This is a genomic window from Baaleninema simplex PCC 7105 (genome assembly GCF_000332355.1).
Lineage (GTDB): Bacteria > Cyanobacteriota > Cyanobacteriia > Cyanobacteriales > Geitlerinemataceae > Baaleninema > Baaleninema simplex.
On record NZ_KB235958.1, the window covers coordinates 1,519,445 to 1,538,701 of the forward strand.

18 protein-coding genes and 2 pseudogenes are annotated in these 19,257 nt (G+C 53.8%); 7 read left to right on the plus strand and 13 right to left on the minus strand.

Annotated elements, in window-relative coordinates; translation table 11 throughout:
• Window positions 1-11 precede the first annotated feature (11 nt).
• Window positions 12-173: a hypothetical protein gene (locus tag GEI7105_RS38355; RefSeq protein ID WP_158413185.1), complete on the minus strand. Its 162-nt coding sequence runs from the start codon at window positions 171-173 to the stop codon at window positions 12-14.
• Window positions 174-299: 126 nt separating this feature from the next.
• On the opposite strand from GEI7105_RS38355, the pseudogene GEI7105_RS39775 reads away from it, so the two are divergent.
• Together GEI7105_RS39775 and GEI7105_RS39780 are read left to right on the plus strand one after the other, a co-directional pair.
• A pseudogene (locus tag GEI7105_RS39775) lies at window positions 300-1,577 on the plus strand (RNA-guided endonuclease InsQ/TnpB family protein); the annotation flags it as partial.
• Between the two features lie 882 nt (window positions 1,578-2,459).
• Window positions 2,460-3,002: pseudogene (locus GEI7105_RS39780) on the plus strand (DUF1517 domain-containing protein); the annotation flags it as partial.
• Window positions 3,003-3,034: 32 nt separating this feature from the next.
• On the opposite strand, the gene GEI7105_RS0108725 reads toward GEI7105_RS39780, so the two are convergent.
• The gene (locus GEI7105_RS0108725; protein WP_017660092.1) at window positions 3,035-5,737 is read right to left on the minus strand and encodes an efflux RND transporter permease subunit; all 2,703 of its coding nucleotides are present in this window, start codon (window positions 5,735-5,737) and stop codon (window positions 3,035-3,037) included.
• Between the two features lie 205 nt (window positions 5,738-5,942).
• On the opposite strand from GEI7105_RS0108725, the gene GEI7105_RS36985 reads away from it, so the two are divergent.
• Entirely contained in the window at window positions 5,943-6,173 is a 231-nt protein-coding gene (locus GEI7105_RS36985) for a hypothetical protein (RefSeq protein WP_144053726.1), read from the plus strand.
• A gap of 4 nt (window positions 6,174-6,177) precedes the next feature.
• Here the strand turns inward: GEI7105_RS36985 and sixA are convergent, their stop codons facing one another.
• The 9 genes from sixA to pdxA form a co-directional block, all read right to left on the minus strand.
• On the minus strand, window positions 6,178-6,678 hold the full coding sequence (gene sixA, locus GEI7105_RS0108735) for a phosphohistidine phosphatase SixA (protein WP_017660094.1): 501 nt from the start codon (window positions 6,676-6,678) through the stop codon (window positions 6,178-6,180).
• 114 nt (window positions 6,679-6,792) lie between these two features.
• Window positions 6,793-7,179: a hypothetical protein gene (locus GEI7105_RS0108740; protein ID WP_017660095.1), complete on the minus strand. Its 387-nt coding sequence runs from the start codon at window positions 7,177-7,179 to the stop codon at window positions 6,793-6,795.
• Window positions 7,180-7,802: 623 nt separating this feature from the next.
• The gene (locus tag GEI7105_RS0108745) at window positions 7,803-8,204 is read right to left on the minus strand and encodes a DUF1667 domain-containing protein (RefSeq protein WP_017660096.1); all 402 of its coding nucleotides are present in this window, start codon (window positions 8,202-8,204) and stop codon (window positions 7,803-7,805) included.
• Between the two features lie 130 nt (window positions 8,205-8,334).
• The gene (locus GEI7105_RS0108750) at window positions 8,335-9,600 is read right to left on the minus strand and encodes an NAD(P)/FAD-dependent oxidoreductase (protein WP_017660097.1); all 1,266 of its coding nucleotides are present in this window, start codon (window positions 9,598-9,600) and stop codon (window positions 8,335-8,337) included.
• Window positions 9,594-11,033, minus strand: a complete 1,440-nt coding sequence (locus tag GEI7105_RS0108755; RefSeq protein ID WP_017660098.1) for an NAD(P)/FAD-dependent oxidoreductase — start codon at window positions 11,031-11,033, stop codon at window positions 9,594-9,596. The genes GEI7105_RS0108750 and GEI7105_RS0108755 overlap by 7 nt, the downstream gene beginning before the upstream one ends.
• Window positions 11,034-11,442: 409 nt before the next feature.
• Window positions 11,443-12,168 carry a hypothetical protein gene (locus GEI7105_RS29745; RefSeq protein WP_144053727.1) on the minus strand — a complete coding sequence of 242 codons (726 nt, stop codon included), beginning with the start codon at window positions 12,166-12,168 and terminating at the stop codon, window positions 11,443-11,445.
• 124 nt (window positions 12,169-12,292) lie between these two features.
• Window positions 12,293-12,418: a hypothetical protein gene (locus GEI7105_RS40415; RefSeq protein ID WP_017660100.1), complete on the minus strand. Its 126-nt coding sequence runs from the start codon at window positions 12,416-12,418 to the stop codon at window positions 12,293-12,295.
• A complete protein-coding gene (locus GEI7105_RS0108770; RefSeq protein ID WP_017660101.1) occupies window positions 12,415-12,921 on the minus strand; it encodes a DUF4112 domain-containing protein in 507 nt (168 codons plus the stop codon). The genes GEI7105_RS40415 and GEI7105_RS0108770 overlap by 4 nt, the downstream gene beginning before the upstream one ends.
• 24 nt (window positions 12,922-12,945) lie before the next feature.
• Complete coding sequence (pdxA, locus tag GEI7105_RS0108775) at window positions 12,946-13,968, minus strand: 4-hydroxythreonine-4-phosphate dehydrogenase PdxA (RefSeq protein ID WP_017660102.1); 1,023 nt, start codon at window positions 13,966-13,968, stop codon at window positions 12,946-12,948.
• Between the two features lie 226 nt (window positions 13,969-14,194).
• Between pdxA and petM the strand changes: the two genes are divergently transcribed.
• Complete coding sequence (gene petM, locus GEI7105_RS0108780) at window positions 14,195-14,305, plus strand: cytochrome b6-f complex subunit PetM (protein WP_017660103.1); 111 nt, start codon at window positions 14,195-14,197, stop codon at window positions 14,303-14,305.
• 63 nt (window positions 14,306-14,368) lie between these two features.
• Here petM and GEI7105_RS0108785 read toward each other — a convergent pair whose 3' ends face one another.
• The gene (locus tag GEI7105_RS0108785; RefSeq protein WP_017660104.1) at window positions 14,369-14,791 is read right to left on the minus strand and encodes an ArsR/SmtB family transcription factor; all 423 of its coding nucleotides are present in this window, start codon (window positions 14,789-14,791) and stop codon (window positions 14,369-14,371) included.
• Between the two features lie 331 nt (window positions 14,792-15,122).
• Here GEI7105_RS0108785 and GEI7105_RS0108790 point away from each other — a divergent pair, with 331 nt between their 5' ends.
• Window positions 15,123-16,109 carry an SDR family oxidoreductase gene (locus GEI7105_RS0108790; RefSeq protein WP_017660105.1) on the plus strand — a complete coding sequence of 329 codons (987 nt, stop codon included), beginning with the start codon at window positions 15,123-15,125 and terminating at the stop codon, window positions 16,107-16,109.
• Between the two features lie 64 nt (window positions 16,110-16,173).
• Window positions 16,174-17,091 (plus strand): NAD(+) kinase, encoded by a 918-nt coding sequence (locus GEI7105_RS0108795; RefSeq protein ID WP_017660106.1) that lies wholly within the window; start codon window positions 16,174-16,176, stop codon window positions 17,089-17,091.
• Between the two features lie 158 nt (window positions 17,092-17,249).
• On the opposite strand, the gene GEI7105_RS0108800 is transcribed toward GEI7105_RS0108795, so the two are convergent.
• Window positions 17,250-18,635: a hypothetical protein gene (locus GEI7105_RS0108800; RefSeq protein WP_144053728.1), complete on the minus strand. Its 1,386-nt coding sequence runs from the start codon at window positions 18,633-18,635 to the stop codon at window positions 17,250-17,252.
• Between the two features lie 295 nt (window positions 18,636-18,930).
• Here GEI7105_RS0108800 and rbp point away from each other — a divergent pair, with 295 nt between their 5' ends.
• A complete protein-coding gene (gene rbp, locus GEI7105_RS0108810) occupies window positions 18,931-19,227 on the plus strand; it encodes an RNA-binding regulator (RefSeq protein WP_026097527.1) in 297 nt (98 codons plus the stop codon).
• Window positions 19,228-19,257 lie beyond the last annotated feature (30 nt).

Sequence of the window (19,257 nt, forward strand, 5' to 3'; positions counted from 1 at the left end):
ATTGAGCGATGCTAACCTGGAAGAAACAGACGGCTACGAGAGATCGAGGCATTCGTAAGGCTGAATTTCAACGATCGATCGCTCCGAGAACGGCTTGTAGAAGATTCCACCGCGCGATCGCCAAGGGTACTGTTCGGGAGTTCGCCATCGACTTGTAATCGTCGTTCGGACAACGCCGCCATCTTCAAATTGCTATCCAGATTCTTCGCAGTACTCCAGCCATAGCTGAAAGCTTGGCTGGAGTACTGCGAAGCACGACCGAGGGGAGTAACCTACAAAAGATTTGCTACAGTTTAGATATGCTAAACATGACATGGGAATTTAAGCTAGAGCCAACGGCGGAGCAGGTTTCAGAGATCGAACACATTCTTGATGTGTGCCGCAATGTCTGGAATTTTGCTCTGCGGGAACGTAAAGACTGGCTAAATTCTCGCAAGTCACCCGTGAATGCGTGCTCGATTCGGCAGGAATTTATCTTGCCAGCAGATGCACCCTTCCCGAACTACCACGTTCAGGCTAAGCGTTTGACCGCTGCCAAGACTGAATTTTCTCAGCTCAAGACGGTCAACGCTCAGGTTCTTCAGCAAGTCCTTAGAAAACTTGAGACTTCTTGGGAGTCGTGGCGGTTAAAACGTTCGGGTCTTCCACGATTCAAAAAGCCGAATCGAATGCGGTCGTTGGTCTTCCCCCAGATGCTCAAAAACTGTGTGTCTGATGAGGGTATAAAGCTGCCGCAACTGGGATGGGTTCGGGTTCGGTGGTCGCGGAAAATTCCTGATTTATTTCAGGTTAAGCAAGCTCGAATTGTGCGTAAGGCATCCGGGTACTTTGTCATGCTTAGCCTTCAGGCTGACGTCGATATTCCTGCTGTAGCCCCTCACGGACATCCGGTAGGGATTGATGTGGGTCTGGAGTACTTTCTTTCAACTTCTGATGGGGAACAGGTCAAGCGACCTCGCTTCTTTAACAATCTGCACCGCAAGCTGAAATTGCTGCAACGCAGGCTTAAGAAAAAGCAGAAGGGGTCAGCTAACTGGCTGAAACTCCAGAAGAAAATTGCCAGAGTCCATCAACGGATTGCCGATACGCGAAAAGACTGGCATTTCAAGCTGGCTCATCACCTCTGCGACGGTGCAGGGATGATTTTTGTCGAAGATCTCGACTTCCGCATTATGGCCAAGGGAATGTTGGGCAAACACACTCTAGATGCTGGGCTGGGTCAATTTGTGAATCAGATCCTTCCCTGGGTGTGCTGGAAGCGCGATGTGTATTACGGCAAGGTGGATGCTCGTGGCACTTCTCAGGAATGTCCCGATTGTGGGGCAGAGGTTCGTAAAGACCTCTCAACTCGAATCCATCACTGCCACAACTGCGGGTCAACAAAGCCCCGTGATGTGGCCAGTGGACAAGTCATCTGTAGCCGTGGGCAACGGCAAATCGAAAATGCCTGTGGAGTCGAGGCGACGGGGGATCGGGTCACTGATTCTAGTTGGCTGGCTGTGAAGCAGGAAATCTTTGGGGCGACCCAAGGAATCTCCCAGCAACCCGTTCCGGGTATGCAGGGAGAGGATGTCAACGGGTTGCCATGCTTTGATGCTCGACCCAACACAACCATGCGTAAGTTTAATCTTTTCCTCGCCAGTCTGCTAGCGGTCTGGTTCGTCAACCAGACGACGATCGATGTTAGAGAAAGACACCCAATACCCCAATTCGGCGTCGAAACAGCCGAAGCTAAACGGAGTAGCGGCGGTCGCAGTCGCGGCGGGTCGTTCTCCCGTCCGAGTCGATCGTCTCCCTCCCGTTCTCGCAGTTCCTCGCCGTCCTCGAGCGGTAGCAGCAGCGGTAGCAGTACGCGATCGCGCACCCCTCAGCCGCGCAGCACTCCAACACCTCAGCCGCGCAGTACTCCAACATCCCAGCCGCGCAGCACTCCGACACCATCTTCAAGTAATAGCGGCCGGACGGGTGGTCGCGTTCGGGGCGGGTCGTTCCAGCGCACGCCGACCCCCGCTCCTACCTCCACACCGAACGCCGTCCCGCGATCGACGCCGACTTCGACGCCGAGACCGGCTCCTACGGGCGTTCCCGATCGCACTTCTCCGACTTACCAGCGTAATAACTACGAGTTAGAAGTCGAAGTCGAACAGCCCTCGCGCAATTACTACACCCCCGTCGTTCCCAACGCGCCGAGTGCGGGACGGGCCGAACCGGCTAACGCCAACACCGAATCCGTTACCACCCCTACAGTCGATCGCCAAACGGACTCAGACGCAGCGATCCGAAGTCAAACTCGCCGGTCTTCGGGGAATTCCTGGGTGAAGTTCTTATTGCTGCTGTTGGTTCTCGGGGGCGTTATCTTCCTCGTTTGGTGGCTGATGTCTCGCCAAGATCGCAACGCGAGCGATCGCACGGCGGCCGGGGTCGCTCGGGAGTTGGAGAACGATATCGTGACTGTCACAAAACTCCAAGTGGCACTGCTGGCGGAAGCGCGAACCGTTCAGTCCGAGTTGACCGATCTGAGCCGCGATGCCGACCTCGACTCCCGCGAGGGATTAGCCCAATACTTACAAGAGTGTGCGATCGCCCTGCTACGTCAACCCGAATATTGGACGCACGCTCGGGCGAGTTCCGAAACCTTCAAGAGTCGGGAAGCGGCCGAACAGGCATTCGGCCGAGAGTCGATCGCCGAACGCAGTAAGTTTAGCGCCGAAACCTTTTCCAATGTCGGCGGTCGCGTCCGAGAACGAGCGGCCGACCTCGACGAAGGAGTCGAACCGGCTGAATATATCGTGGTGACGATGTTAGTCGGAACAGAAGACGACAAGCCGCTGTTTGAAGGGGTCAATTCGGCTGAAGATCTCGAACAGGCGATGCAGAAAATCGCCGCCGTGACGCCGGACTATCTGCTGGTGTTCGAGCTACTGTGGACGCCTCAAGCGGAAACGGACAGTTTGACCGCCGAGGATCTGTTGACGGAGTATTCCGATATGGTTCCGCTTTGATAGGGCGATACTGACGGGGAATCACCGTCTTTCTAGGGCGGTGGGGATGTCAACCACTTCCACAGGTCTTCTAACACCACGTACAACACCGGAACCACGATCGCACTCAACAGCGTCGAGGTCAGCAATCCGCCGATAATCGCCACCGCCATCGGTTGTCGCAACTCCGCCCCCGCCCCCAAACCGATGGCGATGGGCATCATTCCCAAGATCGTCGATGCCGTCGTCATTAAAATCGGACGCAACCGCACGACGCCCGTTTCTAAAATGGCTTGAATGCGGTTTTTCCCGGCTTTCCGTAACTGGTTCGCGTAATCCAACAGCAACAGGGCGTTTTTATCCAGCAATCCCAGCAGAAAAATTAACCCCAGTAGGGAAATAATGCCGAAGTCGCTTTGCGTCACCAGCAACGCCAACAACGCCCCCACCATCGCCAGGGGAAGCGATAACCCCACCACCAGCGGTTCTAACAGGCGTCCGAAGGGTAACACCAGCAACGCCAACATACAGGCGACGGATAACGCCAGAGTTCCCCCGAAACTACGAAAGACTTCGTTACTGCGTTCGGCGTCTCCGCCTAAATCCAACCGCACGTCGTCGGGGATGACGGTTTGGGCGATCGCGACAACTCGATCGGTGGCGTCTCCCAACGCCTGACCCCCGCTGAGGTTGGCTTCGATATAGGCGACCCGCTGTCCTCCCTGACGGGTAATCACCTCGATGTCTCCGTTTTCGTTTCCGCCGATAACCTCCACATCTGCAAGCCCCGGTAACGCCTCCATTTCTTCGGCGATATCTCGGGCGGCTCGATCGAGACTCTCTACATTTTCCCCGAACAGGGCAATTTGTAAGGGTTTGGTGTCGCCGATTTCCACGAATTGGATGTCTTCGACACTGAGTTTCACTCCCTCGAGTTGTGGTAAGTCTTCTCGCAGTTGTGCTTGGAGAGTGGCGGTGTCGGTGGTGCGATCGCCTGCGAGTCGAACGTAGAGTTTTCCTCGGTTTGGTTCGCCACGATAGCCGACGATCGAATACACCGATTCGACATCCGCCACGTCTAACACCACGGGTTCCAATTCGGCGGCCACGTCGGCGGCGTTTTCGAGAACGAACAACCGAGGATCGAAGTCGATTTCTCCCCCTCTCCCCCTCTCCTCTTCTCCCCCTCTCTCGAGATCTTCGGGAATCCCGTCGGCGTCTGTTTGCGGTTGTGGAATTTCCGGTAACGGGGCAGTGTAGAGGATGTTGAACTCGCCGCGATCGAGTTGGGGAATAAAGCCTTTGGGAATTAGGGGAACTAACGCCACGCCAGCGGCGAAGGTCACGACGGCGATCGCCAGCGTCAACAGGCGGTTTCGTAACGACCACTGTAAAATACGACGGTACAAAATCTCGATCGCCCCAGGGGGAATCTCTTTTTTCGCTTGAGATGGCGTCGTTCGGTTTTTGGCTTTCAACCAATACACCGCCAACACGGGGGAAAGGGTTCTCGCCACCAACAGCGAGGTGAGAACCGCCGCTGCTACCGTCAAACCGAAGGGTTTGAAAAACTGTCCGATCGTCCCTCCCATGAACGCCACCGGGAGAAATACCGCCACGATGGTTAAGGTAGAGGCCGAGACGGTCAAGCCGATTTCGTTGGTGGCGGCGATCGCTGCTTCGCGAGGGGTTTTCCCTTCTTCGAGGTGACGGGCGATATTTTCCACTTCCACGATCGCGTCGTCTACGATAATCCCGATCGTCAACGCCAACGCCAACAGGGTAATCGTCTCTAAATTAAAGTCGTATATCGCCATGACGATGAAGGTTCCCAGTAAGGAAATGGGAATCGCCAAGGCGGTAATTAGGGTGGCGGGGACGTTGCGGAGAAAGCCGAAAATCACCACCACCGCCAAGGCGATCGCCAACCACAACGCATCGATGGTAGATTGGGTGGCTTCGCGAATGTAGTCGGCTTGGGTGGCGGCTAAGTCGAATTGAATCTCGGGAAATTGGCTGTCCCAGTCGGCGACGGCGTTCTCGACGCGACTCACCACATCTAAGGTATTGGCGTCGCCCCGTTTGATAATTTGGAGGGCGAGGGCGGGTTCTCCGTTGAATCGCGTTAAGGTGGGAGGATTGGGATCGAAACTCTCGATATTTTCAGCGGTTTCGGCGTCGTTGGGTTGAGATACCACCGCATCGCCGAGTAAGTCGACCCGCAACACCCCTTCGATCGCCTCGAGTTCTAGAAGCAGTTGCGATCGTGCGGTTTCGGCTAACTCGGAAATCTCGAGACTGTCGCTACGCAAGGCGTAACTTATCGCCGCCGATTCGTTGAGGTTGAAGGGGATCGCGTCGTATTCGGCGGAGTCGGGAAGTTGTAACGTGGCGAGACTGTCCTCGACTTCTGCGGTGGACGACTCTAAATCCGTTCCCACGTCGAATAGCAAGTTCACCACCGTTCGCCCTGCATAGGTGGTGGATTTGACATCGTCGAGTCCCGTCACCGACTGTATCTGGGCTTCGATGGGTTCGGTGAGAAGGGATTCTGTTTCGAGGGCGGTGTCGATATCGGCGGAGGCGTTGACGACGACGACGGGGAACGTAATATCGGGAAACAGGGCGTATTTGAGCGATCGATAGGCGAACAACCCCGCTACCGCCACGATCGCCCAAATAGCGATCGTCAGCCATCCGTGACGAATCGCCCATTTAGAAACGTTTAACCGTTCTCTCCACGACACCTGTGACATTTTTGTTCCTAAACTGTTAGCCAATTTGTACGATCGAACCGGGCTTTACTAAAACTTTAAAAAAATAGCGTTCCTATTGTCTCGACCGGATTTCCGAGTGGCAAGTCCGAATAAGGATCGAGTCGATCGCCCCCCAAACACGACATAATGACAAAGTAGGAGGGTGTATCGTCCATTGTCCTCTCAATGGAGATACGCAAGGACTATGACACGCACGACTTCTCAATACCAAGACGATCGATCCCAAATACACTCTCAAGTGTATAAAGGGCATCTCATCGTACCTCGGTACAGTCGATCGTGGTGGTGGGTGACGGTCATCGATCCCTACGGTAACGAACTCAAAACCAACGGGTTCGCCACTGCTGAAGGTCAACCGTCCCTCGAGGCCGCCTTGGCTTACGCCAAGCAAGCGATCGACACCCAAAAAAGATAACAGCCTACAGTAAGAAGCGCGGGGGAGCAAGCCAAAATAGAAGACTGCGTCCGACGGGAGAACCGCTTTCGGGTAACTCGATACCGATGACGCCCGCCTTCTTGACGATCAGTCTTTCCTCCGCATCTCCCCAGACGAGAATTTCTGCCCAATTTCCTAAATCCGGTTGGTGTCCCACCAGGGCGATCGCACCTCGGTTTCCCTTTTCTGCTTTCCAGGTATCCCACCACGCCATCCACTCTTGAATCGCACCTTCGGGAACCAGCGGATCGAAGATTTCCACGTCGTCGCACAACCCCGTGTCTTTCAGGATGTCGGCGGTTTGTCGGGCCCGCACTAAGGGACTCGACAGCAAGAGATCGAATTTCAAATCGAACGCTTTGAGGCGGCTTGCCACTTTTTTCGTTTTTTTCTTACCGATCTCGGTCAAAGGGCGTTCTTCGTCGTTGCTGTATTCGGCGCGATCGGCTGCGATACCGTGGCGGATTAAGTAAAGTTGTGTCATGAGATTTCGTTGACCGTCAGATTTTCGATCTGATGTACGAGCCTATCGCAGTTTGGTGCGATACAGAACCCTCGCTTTGCCAAAGCCTTCGAGTTCTGTGTTGCTATTATACGCTTAGCGAGAGCGACATAAAAACTTAAAATCTTCTCGTATTCGCTGCGTTATTTGTGCTTTGTCGGCTTCTTTGTGTTGTTTTTGGTAATATAGATAAGCGATATCTTCAAATAACGGTGCAATTTTAACTTCGCCAAATTCATCTTTCCATCTTCCTGTTTTATATCGTAACTTATTGTAGAATTCAGTTATTTCTTTTCGCGAACATCTTTGAGCTATCTTTAAGAGTTTTTGAGATTTTTCGTAATTACTCAATACCTCGTCCGGTCGTTCTAGGAACGCTTCTAACATCGATCGGTCATCTCCAGATAATCCTTTCGGTTTTTGGGGAGATAAAAACGACCAGAGAAAAATCAAAAAACCAAACAGCAGTAAAAACTGTTCCATTATCGGTAAATCTCTGCTAAAACGAGACAGTTTGACGAATCGAACTGACACGATGAAATATTGACGATAATCGAGATAGAGAGCGCATCTTAAAAATGTAAATCGATCGCAGATAAGCTCGATCCTTTGATTTAGCTACTACCCCAGACCCATATTTTTACATCCATTGAGATGCACCCATCTTTAAACCCCAATTGATGAAATCAGAGTGCGATCGCGCTGTTTTCCCATTTTTCTAAAGCGTCCTCCTCCCGCTTGAGGAGAAAGATTGAAAGTGAGGACAATTCCCCACCAGGCGGCGTTCTTTGGTGTCTCGCACGATCGCCTCGAAACGCAAACTCCCTTAAAAGGGATAGCGATGTCTACCTAACATAGGGTCTTCGGAGTTTGAGGTGATAAGCGGATTTTATACCCGGTCAAAACCATCCCCCCAACCCCCCGCTGCGTTGGGGGGCTAAGGGGGGATGCGCCCCGGTTCGATTTCGTATTATTCATAACAAATTACACCGTAATCTCAGGAGACTCCCAACATAAGGGATCGACGTGCAAGTTCCGTCTGGTTTTATGGTAGCAACTCCGGTAAAGCGAGCGTCAACGCAAGACATCAAACAAGGCTACGACCCCTAACTTTCGCGATAGGGCATATCTCGCGAGGACACCACGTCAACGCCAGTTCCCAACGCATCTTGTAAAACCACTTCACCCATTTTGACGGGGGCTTTCAGGGTCAACTCGTGCAGTTTCTCACACAAATCCCACATTAATTCTTTCGGAATCGCGTCGGTGGTTTTCACCGGAAGCCTCGCCCAAAGACCGTTTTCGACCCGAACGGTCGTCGTCACCATCCGCTGCGGCGCAATATGTTCTTGCTTGGCGTAGGCTTCTCCTCGCCGACAGCTAAACCCGCGCACTTCGACAATATCGCCGTCGGCTTCTTCGACTTCTAACCGACATCCCATCGGACAGCCGATGCAGAGATAACGACTAATTTCGCGGTCTTGGTGTTCTGCTACAGTTGCATTCATGGTTCGTCCTCAATTGTGACCGAGAAGGGGAGAAGGGGAGAGGGGGAGAAGGGGAGAGGGGGAGAGGGGGAGAAATTGTTTTGTGTTAACTGTCTTCACTCTTCACTCTTCCCTCTTCACTGATAAAGTCTCATCCCTCTTGCGGAACGACATCCAGGCGCAAATTGTCGCCGTGGAAGTTCTGCAAAAACTTCGGACGGACTTTGACGTTGACCATTTCCGCTGGAAAGACGTACCGGATTTTCTTCTCGTAAACGTCGCCGAGACGCAACACGCAGTTTTCCATCGGTTTTCGGACACGCATATAAATCGTGTGGTCGCGATCGGTCGAAATGGTTTGCGGAACGCAGTATCCGACGTTTTCCCCCGGAACTAAACGCACGTTGTCCGGCGGCGGTTGTTGACCCGTGACGTACAATCCCGCGTTGTGTCCGGCCAGTTCCGATTCTTGACTGACGAAATCGACTAAATCGTGGATATGGACGGTGTTTCCACAGGCGAAGACGCCGTTTTTCGAGGTTTCCATAGTACTGCTGACCAGCGGTCCGCGCGTCACTGGGTCGAAGCGCAAGTTTAACTGACGGGCGAGTTCGTTGTCGGGAATTAAGCCGATCGACAGTAACAAGGTATCGCAGGGAATGGTTTGGCTGCGGCTGAGATCGGGGGTAAAGCCGTCTACGGGGGCGACTGTCACGGCTTCGAGGCGATCTTGTCCGTGGATATCGACGACCGTGGTGGACAAATGCAAGGGAATCTCGAAATCGTGCAGACATTGGACGATATTTCGATTTAAGCCGTTGGCGTGGGGCATAATTTCGTAAACTCCCACGACTTCGACGCCTTCGAGGGTCAACCGCCGCGCCATAATTAAACCGATGTCTCCCGATCCGAGAATGACGGCGCGATTTCCAGGGAGAACGCCCATGAGGTTGACGAATTTTTGGGCGAGTCCGGCGGTGAGAACGCCCGAGACTCGTTTTCCGGGGGTGCGAATCGCCCCTCGCGTCCGTTCTCGCGCCCCCATGGCCAATACGGCCGCTTTGGTCTCGATCTCCCGCACGCCATGACGACCGGACATTAGCTTGACGCGGTTGTTTTTGTCGATGTCGAGAACGTAACTGTCGGTGGCGAGGTCGATATCGGTTTCGAGAACCTGTTCGAGATAGCGTTGGGCGTATTCGGGGCCGGTCAGTTCTTCTTTGAAATGGTGCAGTCCGAAACCGGGGTGAATGCACTGCAACAAGATCCCTCCGGCTTCTTTTTCGCGATCGACCATCAACACCTTTTCCGCCCCGGCTTCCTTGGCGGCCAAAGCCGCCCCCATTCCCGCCGGACCGCCGCCGACGACGACGACATCGTAATCCGATCGCAAGCGATCGACGTTGGCTGTTAGCATGAGGCCACCTCCTCTTTGCGTGATCGCACCACCCAAGTCTCGCCGCCCCGTTTGGTAATCTCTGTCAGGGGAATTTCGAGTTCTCGCGACAGCAGTTCCATACAGCGCCCGGTGCAAAATCCTCCTTGACAGCGACCCATTCCGGCGCGAGTTCTAAACTTAATTCCGTCGAGGGTTTTAGCCCCTCGGCGAATGGCGTCGAGAATTTCTCCTTCGCTGACGAACTCGCAACGACAGACGATGCGGCCGTAACTGGGGTCTTTTTCGGCTAGGGCGATTTGTTCGTCCGTGGACAAGCTGGCGAAGTGGATCGGTTTGGGGACGGAGGGGACGAAATCTTCTTTTTCCTCCATCGATAACCCTTCGTCTTTGAGAATGTCCGCTAACATCGTGGCGATGGCGGGGGCGGCGGTGAGTCCCGGCGATTGAATTCCGGCGACGTTAATAAAGCCTTTTTTGGCCGTCGGCCCGATAATAAAGTCTTCGCCGTCGGCGACCGCCCGCAATCCGGCGAATTCGGCGATGCAGTCGCGGGGGCTAATTCCGGGAACCATGCGCGTGACGAAATCGAAGACTTTCTGTCCTCCCTCGGCGGTGGTGGTCAAATCTTCTTTGTCGTCTATCATTTCCGCCGTCGGCCCCACCATCAAGGTTCCGTCGAAGGTGGGAATGACTAGGGTTCCTTTGGAAACGGGGGTGGGACAGGGGAAAACGACCCGTTTGACGAAGCCTTGTAAGCGTTTGTCGAGAAGGTATTCTTCGCCTTTGCGCGGTCGGATGCTGAAGCTGCGAACTCCGGCCATTTCTGCGAGTTTGTCGGCGTAGAGTCCGGCGCAGTTGAGGACGAAGCGGCTGTGTAGGGTGGCGTCGGGAGTTTGTATCGTCCAGGTTTCGCCGTCGAAGGACAAGTCGGTGACGGGGCTGTCGGTATAGAGGGCGACACCGTTGGCCACGGCGTTTTCGGCCAAACCGAAACAAGCTTCGTAGGGGTTGATCACGCCGGTGGTGGGGGCGAAGAGGGCGGCGATCGCCTCTTCTGTGATGTGGGGTTCTTCGGCTTGGATGCGATCGCGATCCCAGCGTTCTAACCCCGGAACGCCTTTTGCTTCTCCTTGGCGTTGCAGTTTGTCTAGAGTTGGCAGTTGGTCGGAATTCAGGGCGACGGTCAGTTCGCCGATGCGTTTGAAGCCGAATCCCAGTTCGTCGCAGAGGTCGTCCCACAGTTGGTTTCCCTCCCATTCCAGTTTTCCCTTGAGGGTGTTTGGAGAACTGTGGTGTCCGCCGTGGATAATGCCGCTGTTGGCTTTACTGGTTCCGAATCCGACTTCGCTTTCTTTGTCGATAAGGGCGGTGGCGATGCGATATCGGCTGAGTTCGCGAGCGATCGCACAACCGATTACGCCGCCACCAACGACGACGACATCGTAATACATGGGTCTGAATAGTGTTTACAATCTACGAGTTACGATTTACGAGTGTTGGATGGAGGTTGAATACTCGATTGTCGTTTCGTTTGGAGCGACAAAGTAACGGACGACTCTCAAAAACAACGGAAATTTTACTTTTTTTTAAGATAGCAAACACCGCAATTTTTCGGATCTCGGTCGAAAAATGCCGAAATAAACGACTTGAATCGATCCGTTTTTTGCCTCTGTTTTCAGTATAGTCATCCTCGCTTTCTAAAGCGAAGCCTTGCGTGTTAAGTGTTTTTAAGATGCGCGATCGCTAAAACCGCCCATCGAACCCTAAGCGATCGCGCCAATTCCTCTCACCGACAGAAATTACACCATCGAACTCCCTTATTTCCTTTTGCTACTTTACTGCAACGAGGCTATTGCCATGTCATTTAACGATCGATGTTGCGATTTTTCGATCTTTTTCAAATAGGCTAAATCCTTCTTTCTTTTCTAAATAATTGAGAAGATTTACTAAGTTTTCTTGAATTTCAACAAGACGTTGATGACTTCCTAAATCGCTAGATGTTCGAGCATCTCGTAGAGCTTTTAAAGTTGTTTGAACGGACAAAATATCTTTGCAAAATGGCTGATTTAAGATTTCGATAAAATCGTAAAGTGAAATACTTTCAAGTGCAATATTTTCCAATTCAACATCGCTGAGCCTTTTCCGAACGACCAATTTTCCTAAATCGATTTGTTCTTGACGTCGAAAACAGAACGGATCGAGAGTCGTATCGCGCATATCGCGAGCGAAAGCCGATCGAATTCGGTTTGTACAAGCAATGACGTTTGGATCTCGGGTATAAGGTCCGTAGCGAAAAATGTAATGTTCCCAACCGAAAAAATGTGCGATGAGATAAAGGGTTTCTTCAGCATATTGACCGTCAGGATAGCGCTCTCGTAAGTATTCTATACCTTGTCGTTCTAGAATGTTATAAATCCGACTTTGTAACTGGTCGCAAGCCACTAAAAATGGATTGATGTAAAGGGCAGCAATTTTATCCCGTTTTTGCTGTTGTTCCCGATTATATTGTTGTCTCCACGTCCAAATCCCCCAAGCCGTTGTAAAGACAAAACTCAAAACAGACGTTACAATGTCGAAATTCTTCATGGCTTTAAAACAATAAAAAAAGCGATCGCAAGCTTCAAAACAATTTTTTACGACACAGTTGCGCTCTCGAAATTCATCGTCTTTCGGAAATATCAAACGTCGATCGCAGCCGTTACCGACTATGTCAGCGCAATTTCACACACAGTTGAAATGCCGTTTCGATGGGTGCGATCGCTCCCATGTTATACGGTTCGAGGTCTGCGATCGCACAAACCCCCCACTCGAGCGAAACCAGGCGATCGTCGTTCACCCGAACCCCCGACCCAGCAATTGCAACAGTTCCCACAACACCGACACGCTGGCGACAATTAACAACACCGCCACGACCACCAACACCAAGCCGAGAAATACCGCAAAGCGCACGTCAGCCGTCGAACTCTCTCGAGGCGCGCGCACGTGAGACTCCAACAGTTCGACGTTCTTGGCGTTGGCTTTCCATGCAAAATCGAACAGGTCTCCCAACACGGGAACCACTCCCAACAACATTTCTAACAGGACGTTGACGAACATTCGCCCCAAACTCGCTTTCGGCAGCCCCAGCCGCGCCGATTGCAGGATAATATATGCCGACAGCAGCGCCCCCACCACGTCGCCACCGCCGGGAACCATACCAATTATCGGATCGAGACCGAAACGATAGGGCGTTCCGGGAATGGCAATCGCGTTGTCGAGGAGGTGACTCAGGCGACGCAGTTGTCGAACCGTTTGCGTGTTATCTCGGTGACGCTGGGGGGGTTTGTGACTCGCTGGCATGGGATTCGTTCGATTTCTATCGATTCAGTGACTTGAGATGCCGTCGGTTCGGTGCGACGCCAGTTCGATCGCCAGTTCGATCGCCGCCACCGTACTCGTGGCACGGGCAATCCCTTGTCCAGCAATATCGAACGCCGTTCCGTGATCGGGGGACGTGCGGACGAACGGCAACCCGATCGTGGTGTTGACCGCCAAATCGAACGCCATGAGTTTGACGGGAATCAACCCCTGATCGTGATATAAGGCTAAATAGCCATCGGCAGCGTTAGCATTGGCATCCTCGAACCAGGCGCGACCGGGATTCACCCATAGGGTATCTGGCGGCACCAGCCCTCGTAACTTGACGGTCGGACGGCGGCGGCGTTCCGCTTCGAGCCAAGGTTGCAACCGTTCGACTTCTTCGAGACCGAGTTTTCCTGCTTCGCCGCTGTGGGGGTTGAGACCGGAAACGGCGATGTGAGGTGCGTCGATCCCGAAATCCCGTTGTAACGATTCCACTAGCAAGTCCAGTTTGCGCGTGAGGAGTTCCGGGGTGAGTGCCTCCGGTACCGATTTCAGCGGAATGTGAGTCGTCGCCAGGAGCGTCCGCAGCATCCATCCCGTGTGGGGAGATTTGGCGGCGAACATCATGCCGAAGCGATCGCTCCCTGCCCCTTCAGCGAGGCGTTCCGTTTGGCCGGGGTAGCAGTGACCGGCGGCGTGCCAGAGAGATTTGGCGATGGGAGCCGTGACGATCGCATCGAAGTGTCCGGCGACTGTGGCGGCGATCGCTTCGCTGAGATAAGCAAAACTGGCGTCTCCCGTGGCTGGCGTTCCCACACCGGGCGTTACGGTATCTGTATCGATATCGACGATCTCGAAGGTCTCGGGGTCGGCGAGGGGGTCGTCCCCGTCCCGCAATCGAGCGTAAGTTTTTTGCAAGAGCGATCGATTCCCGAAAACCGTGATGTCACAGGATGGGAATTCGCGAGCGATCGCTTTGAGTACGATTTCCGGGCCGATTCCAGCCGGATCGCCGAGGGTGATGGCAAGACGCGGTAGATTCATTTTGGGGAGAAGGGAAGAGAGGGGGAGAAGGGGAGAAGGGGAGAGGGGGAGACAAGGAATACCCTATGGAGTCGGTGCGTGACGAGTTGGCCGGTAAGACCGGATACTTTTCTTGTTTTTAGGTCACGCACCCTACGACTGCTGGTGACTGGCGACTGGTGACTGTAAGATCGCTCCCTGCCGCTTTATACTAACTATGAGATTTGTTACAGCGAGTTAAAAAACGATGAGCGGAGAGATTTTCAACGCAGCGATTTTATCGTCTACCCTGATTCTGCTGGGGCTGGCTCTGGGCTTCTTGCTCCTTAAGATCGAAGGTGGCGAAGAAGAAGCCTAAATGCTGACGAGTTGGGGGAAGCACGGCTCGAGTTCGACTTCCCTCAGCCGAAGGCGATCGCCTCTAACCCTCGTCGGGTTCGTCGAGATGTTCGGCCACGTCGCGATACAAATTGAGAACGTGGTGGTCTTTGAGATAGTAAAAAACATTGCGCCCTTGTCTGCGGTATCCGACAATGCGATGGGCCCGTAACGTGCGTAATTGGTGAGAAACTGCCGACTCGCTCATATTCACCACAGCCGCGAGATCGCATACGCATTGGTCTCCCAACGCTAACACCGACAAAATACGGAGGCGGTTCGGATCTCCTAAACAACTAAAGAATTCAGCCATACGTTGGGCTTTATCGACCTCGAGCGTCGCCGATTTGCGGGCGCGCACGTTGTCGAGATCGACGGGATGTCGGACGCTACAGTTGGGAACCTCCGAAGGCTGAGATCGAGATTTAGGCTGGGATTGAGGTTCGGGAGAATTGATGTGAGTCATGACTTCGGAGAAGAGAACGTGCGCTGCAAGGGGGCAGGTCGCTGTCGAACCGTCGGGCGATCGTAGGTTTTTTGCGATCGACAGGAAACGCCCAGGGAGAAAAATGAGAATTTTACGGAAACCCCGTTAATATATGTTAACATTTGACCCAAGCTACAGATTTTGCCATCGCCATCCGTCACGAGTTTCGTCGCCTTGTCTCAAGACGTCGGCTCGTGTGTTCGGACAGCCTGGTCTATCGAACCGGGCGAGCCGGGGCTGAACCGTTCCATTTCTCATTATTCCATTTCTCAAGGTACTGAGAGGATCGACCGTCGTTACCGAGAACTCCATGAGCTTATTAATCGTCGGTGCAACAGGCACGTTAGGAAGACAAATCGCCCGCCAAGCGCTAGATGAGGGCTATCAAGTGCGATGCTTGGTCAGAGGGTTTAACCGCGCTTCGTTTCTCCGAAAATGGGGAGCCGAACTCGTCCGAGGCGATTTGTGCGATCCGAGTACGCTTCCCCCCGCCCTAGAAGGGGTCACTCACGTTATCGACGCCGCCACCGCCCGCGTAACCGATTCTCTCAGCATTCGCCAAGTGGATTGGGACGGTAAAGTCGCACTCATCCAAGCGGCCAAAGAAGCGGGGGTCGAACGGTTTGTCTTTTGTTCGATTCTCGACAACCGCAACTATCCTCAAGTGCCGCTGATGGAGATCAAGCGGTGTACGGAACTGTTTTTGGCTGAGTCGGGACTCAACTATACGGTCTTGCAACTGTGCGGTTTCATGCAGGGATTGATCGGTCAGTATGCCATCCCGATTTTAGACAATCAGACCGTTTGGATTACGGGCAACACCGCCCCCGTTGCCTATGCCAACACCCAAGACGTGGCGAAATTTGCAGTACGCGCCTTGTCCGTCCCCGAAACTGAAAACCAAACCTTTCCCGTGGTGGGAACTCGCGCCTGGAGTGCTGAAGAAATCGTGGCACTGTGCGAGCGGTTATCGGGACGTACGGCGAAAATCACCCGCACTCCCCTCGGTTTGCTGCGAGCCGTTCGTAAAGCTGCTCGCTTTTTCCAATGGGGATGGAACGTCGCCGATCGCCTCGCCTTCGCGGAGGTGTTGGCCTCGGGAACCTCGCTGACAGCGGACATGACCCCGGTGTATCCGGTTTTCGGCATCGATCCTAACGAGATGACGACGTTAGAAGAGTATATGCGGGAGTATCACAGCCGCATTCTCAAGAAGCTCAAAGAGATCGAATACGAGCAAGAACAGGAGAAAGCGCGCAAGAAACGTCAGCGATCGCCTTTTAAGTCTTCCAAGTAAGTCGCGAAAAATGCGAAACTTAAAAGTTAAAGGTGAGTGTAAAGCATATAGGTGGACTTAGAGCGTGCCGAAAGTTGGCATTATCTACAACGATTGCAAGCCCGCTGCCTGTCGGATTTCGATCGAGCTGAAAGAGAAACTCGAAGCCCAGAATTCGGAAGTGAGAACGGCGACGGGAATGGGGGGGATTTTGGGTCACTCAAAGCCCGAAAGTCCCGTCTGTCATACACCCGTTGACGGCTTGGTTCCGCCGGGATTCGATCGCGACTTGGATTTTGGCGTTGTCCTCGGCGGCGATGGAACGGTTCTCTCGGCGTTCCGTCAAGTGGCACCGATCGAGTTGCCGTTACTGACGGTCAACACCGGTCACATGGGATTCCTCACGGAAACTTATATCAGCCAACTCTACCCAGCCGTCGAGATGGTGATGCGAGGAAAGTGCCAAATCGAAGAACGAACCACCATCGCGGTTCGCGTGATTCGCGACGAAACGACGATCTGGGAAGCCCTCTGTCTCAACGAAATGGTATTGCATCGCGAACCGCTGACCAGTATGTGTCATTTCGAGGTGGCAGTGGGACGACACGCTCCGGTCGATATTGCCGCTGATGGTATTATTATTTCGACGCCGACCGGTTCGACCGCTTACGCCCTTTCCGCTGGCGGTCCGGTGATTACGCCGGACGTACGGGTGATGCAGCTGGTGCCGATTTGTCCCCATTCTCTGGCATCGCGGGCGTTGATTTTCTCCGATACGGAGACGGTGCAGGTGTTTCCCGCGACCCGCGAGCGTATGATGATGGTGGTTGACGGTAACGCGGGATGTTACGTTCTCCCCGACGATCGCGTCGTGTTACAGAAATCGCCCTACAACGCTCGTTTTATACGGTTGCGCGCGCCAGAATTTTTCCGCGTTCTCCGCGAAAAGCTCGGTTGGGGCTTGCCCCATATCGCCAAACCCACTTCCGTAGAATTGCCGTAGCATCGGGTGATGGGGCGATACTCTGTCCGTGTCCGAGAAGCGGTAGTAATGAGGAGTAATGCTACTTTGGTTTTTGAATCCTTGCCACGCAAGGATTGTGACTGTTCAGCATCATTAGAGTGCAGCACTACCTCTCGTTTTACAGTGAACCGCGCTCCCTAGGATCCGGGAACGAACGCCCCAATTTCCTCTCCTTCGGGGTTGAGGACGTTTAAAGGAATGCCCGCGTTGAGGCTGATGAGTTCTAAACTGTCGATCGCCCGTTGGATATGTTCGTTGAGTTGGGCTTGGGCTTCGGCGTTGTTCTGACGCGCCGCTTCGAGATCGAGTTGGCGAACCCGTTCGACGTAATCGGGGAGTAGTTTGACGACGATGCGATCGCCGCTGACTTGGTACTGGCACATTTTGGGGGTTCCGCCACAGACTCGCGCTAAATCCCGTTTGGCGCGATCGATGGTCTCGTTAAGCTGTTGGGCGGCGATCGCCTGTACCAGAGCGTTAGTGTAGCCGCGCACTAACGGCGGAATCCGATCGGCGTAGGCGGTTTGACTGGGGATTTGTTGCGTGTAGCCGATGGCTTGCTGCCATTTCACCACGGCGCGTTCCCATTCTTGGCGTTCCTGAGCGGTTTTGGCTTCGTCGGCTAACGCCAACGCGCGATCGTAGAGGTTTTTCGCGATCTGTTCTTGAGTTTGTCGCTGTTGGGCGGTGTTAAGCTGCGGCCCGTAATTGCGAACGAGGTCGCGGGCGGTATCGGCGGAAGTCGTCCCTTTGGGAACTCGCATTAAGGCACGAATTGCCGTGCGCCAGGTGGCGTAAACTTGCTGCCATCCGGCGAGATCTCGAGCGCTATTCTGACGCGATCGCGCCACTTCCGCCGCCGATCGCGCGGCCGCTAACTGTTCTTCTCCCCGTCGTTCGAGGATGGCTCGCCGACGCACGGCGTCCAGGTTGTTCTGGTATTCTTCGGCTTTGGCTTGGGCGAAACCGTGGGCGGGATTGTCTGGGGGAACCGCTTCGAGCTGGGCGATCGCCTGTTCCCACAACCGTTCCATCTGCCGCCACTCGCTCAGGGAATGGGGCGGATTTTGACTCATTTCGGCAGCCCTCATCGCCAAATTAAGGGCGGGGTTGAGGGAGGTTAGTTCTTGAGATCGCGCTTGCAGTCGGTCTTCGAGCTGGCGCGTTTTACCGTTATGGAGCGACCAAGGGGGAATCGGTTCGAGTTCTGTCAGGGCTAACTCGAGTTCCTGACGCGCTCGCACGAACGAGTCGGTCGTGGGTTCGACTTCTAAGAGAGAAAGGGCGTTACGGGAGAGGGTCTCCGCGCGATCGAGGCGATCGCACGACCCCACGACGCAGGGACGGGTCAAGGCGTAAGCCCCCGCCACCAACGCCAGCACTCCCAGCGTTGCAGCCCCCGAGACGAGCGCGACCGTCAGCTGAGAGTCAGTGCGATCGCTCGCGCTTTGGGGTTTCCGCGACAGTGTTGAAGACGGGGGAGACGGACGAAAGGCTTCAGGGGTAGCGGGAGAGCTGTGCATCGACTCAAAACCTAAATTCGACGAGATGTTGAAAGACGCGCAAAAACACGACGAAGACTTGTCTTCGCTATTCTATTACATGGATTTGAATTTGCCCGTCTTTGGGGCGATCGCGGGTTTCTCTAATATTCGTTCAAAGAAAGATTAAACGAATAGCCCAGATCTCAACGACCTGTGCTAGAGTGTGGCAAGACATCTGTTCGGCGGTAAGATTGATTCTGGTGCTTAGTTTTTCCGGTCGTGCAATCTCCGCGAGCCTTTGTCTTTTCGTCTTTTCGGTTCCTGGAGTTGCTCCATGTCAATTTATATTGGAAATCTGTCCTACGACGCCACGCAAGAAGATCTCAGCGCCATCTTTTCTGACTACGGAACAGTCAAACGAACGCAAATTCCAGTCGATCGCGAAACGGGAAGGTCTCGCGGTTTTGGGTTTGTTGAAATGTCTTCTGATGAGGAAGAAGAGTCGGCCATTGAAGCGCTAAACGGTGCAGAATGGATGGGACGACAACTGCGGGTCAATAAAGCTAAACCGCGCGAACGCCGTCCTCGTAATGGGTTCAACGGCTCCGAACGTCGCGCGGCTCGCTACTAAACCGCGCTTTTAGACCGTTAGGGAAACGTT

Coding starts and splice junctions, on each gene's coding strand:
- GEI7105_RS0108725 (WP_017660092.1), bottom strand. CDS start 5,737: ATGTCACAGGTGTCGTGGAGAGAACGGTTAAACGTTTCTAAATGGGCG.
- GEI7105_RS36985 (WP_144053726.1), top strand. CDS start 5,943: ATGACACGCACGACTTCTCAATACCAAGACGATCGATCCCAAATACAC.
- sixA (WP_017660094.1), bottom strand. CDS start 6,678: ATGACACAACTTTACTTAATCCGCCACGGTATCGCAGCCGATCGCGCC.
- GEI7105_RS0108740 (WP_017660095.1), bottom strand. CDS start 7,179: ATGGAACAGTTTTTACTGCTGTTTGGTTTTTTGATTTTTCTCTGGTCG.
- GEI7105_RS0108745 (WP_017660096.1), bottom strand. CDS start 8,204: ATGAATGCAACTGTAGCAGAACACCAAGACCGCGAAATTAGTCGTTAT.
- GEI7105_RS0108750 (WP_017660097.1), bottom strand. CDS start 9,600: ATGCTAACAGCCAACGTCGATCGCTTGCGATCGGATTACGATGTCGTC.
- GEI7105_RS0108755 (WP_017660098.1), bottom strand. CDS start 11,033: ATGTATTACGATGTCGTCGTCGTTGGTGGCGGCGTAATCGGTTGTGCG.
- GEI7105_RS29745 (WP_144053727.1), bottom strand. CDS start 12,168: ATGAAGAATTTCGACATTGTAACGTCTGTTTTGAGTTTTGTCTTTACA.
- GEI7105_RS0108770 (WP_017660101.1), bottom strand. CDS start 12,921: ATGCCAGCGAGTCACAAACCCCCCCAGCGTCACCGAGATAACACGCAA.
- pdxA (WP_017660102.1), bottom strand. CDS start 13,968: ATGAATCTACCGCGTCTTGCCATCACCCTCGGCGATCCGGCTGGAATC.
- petM (WP_017660103.1), top strand. CDS start 14,195: ATGAGCGGAGAGATTTTCAACGCAGCGATTTTATCGTCTACCCTGATT.
- GEI7105_RS0108785 (WP_017660104.1), bottom strand. CDS start 14,791: ATGACTCACATCAATTCTCCCGAACCTCAATCCCAGCCTAAATCTCGA.
- GEI7105_RS0108790 (WP_017660105.1), top strand. CDS start 15,123: ATGAGCTTATTAATCGTCGGTGCAACAGGCACGTTAGGAAGACAAATC.
- GEI7105_RS0108800 (WP_144053728.1), bottom strand. CDS start 18,635: ATGCACAGCTCTCCCGCTACCCCTGAAGCCTTTCGTCCGTCTCCCCCG.
- rbp (WP_026097527.1), top strand. CDS start 18,931: ATGTCAATTTATATTGGAAATCTGTCCTACGACGCCACGCAAGAAGAT.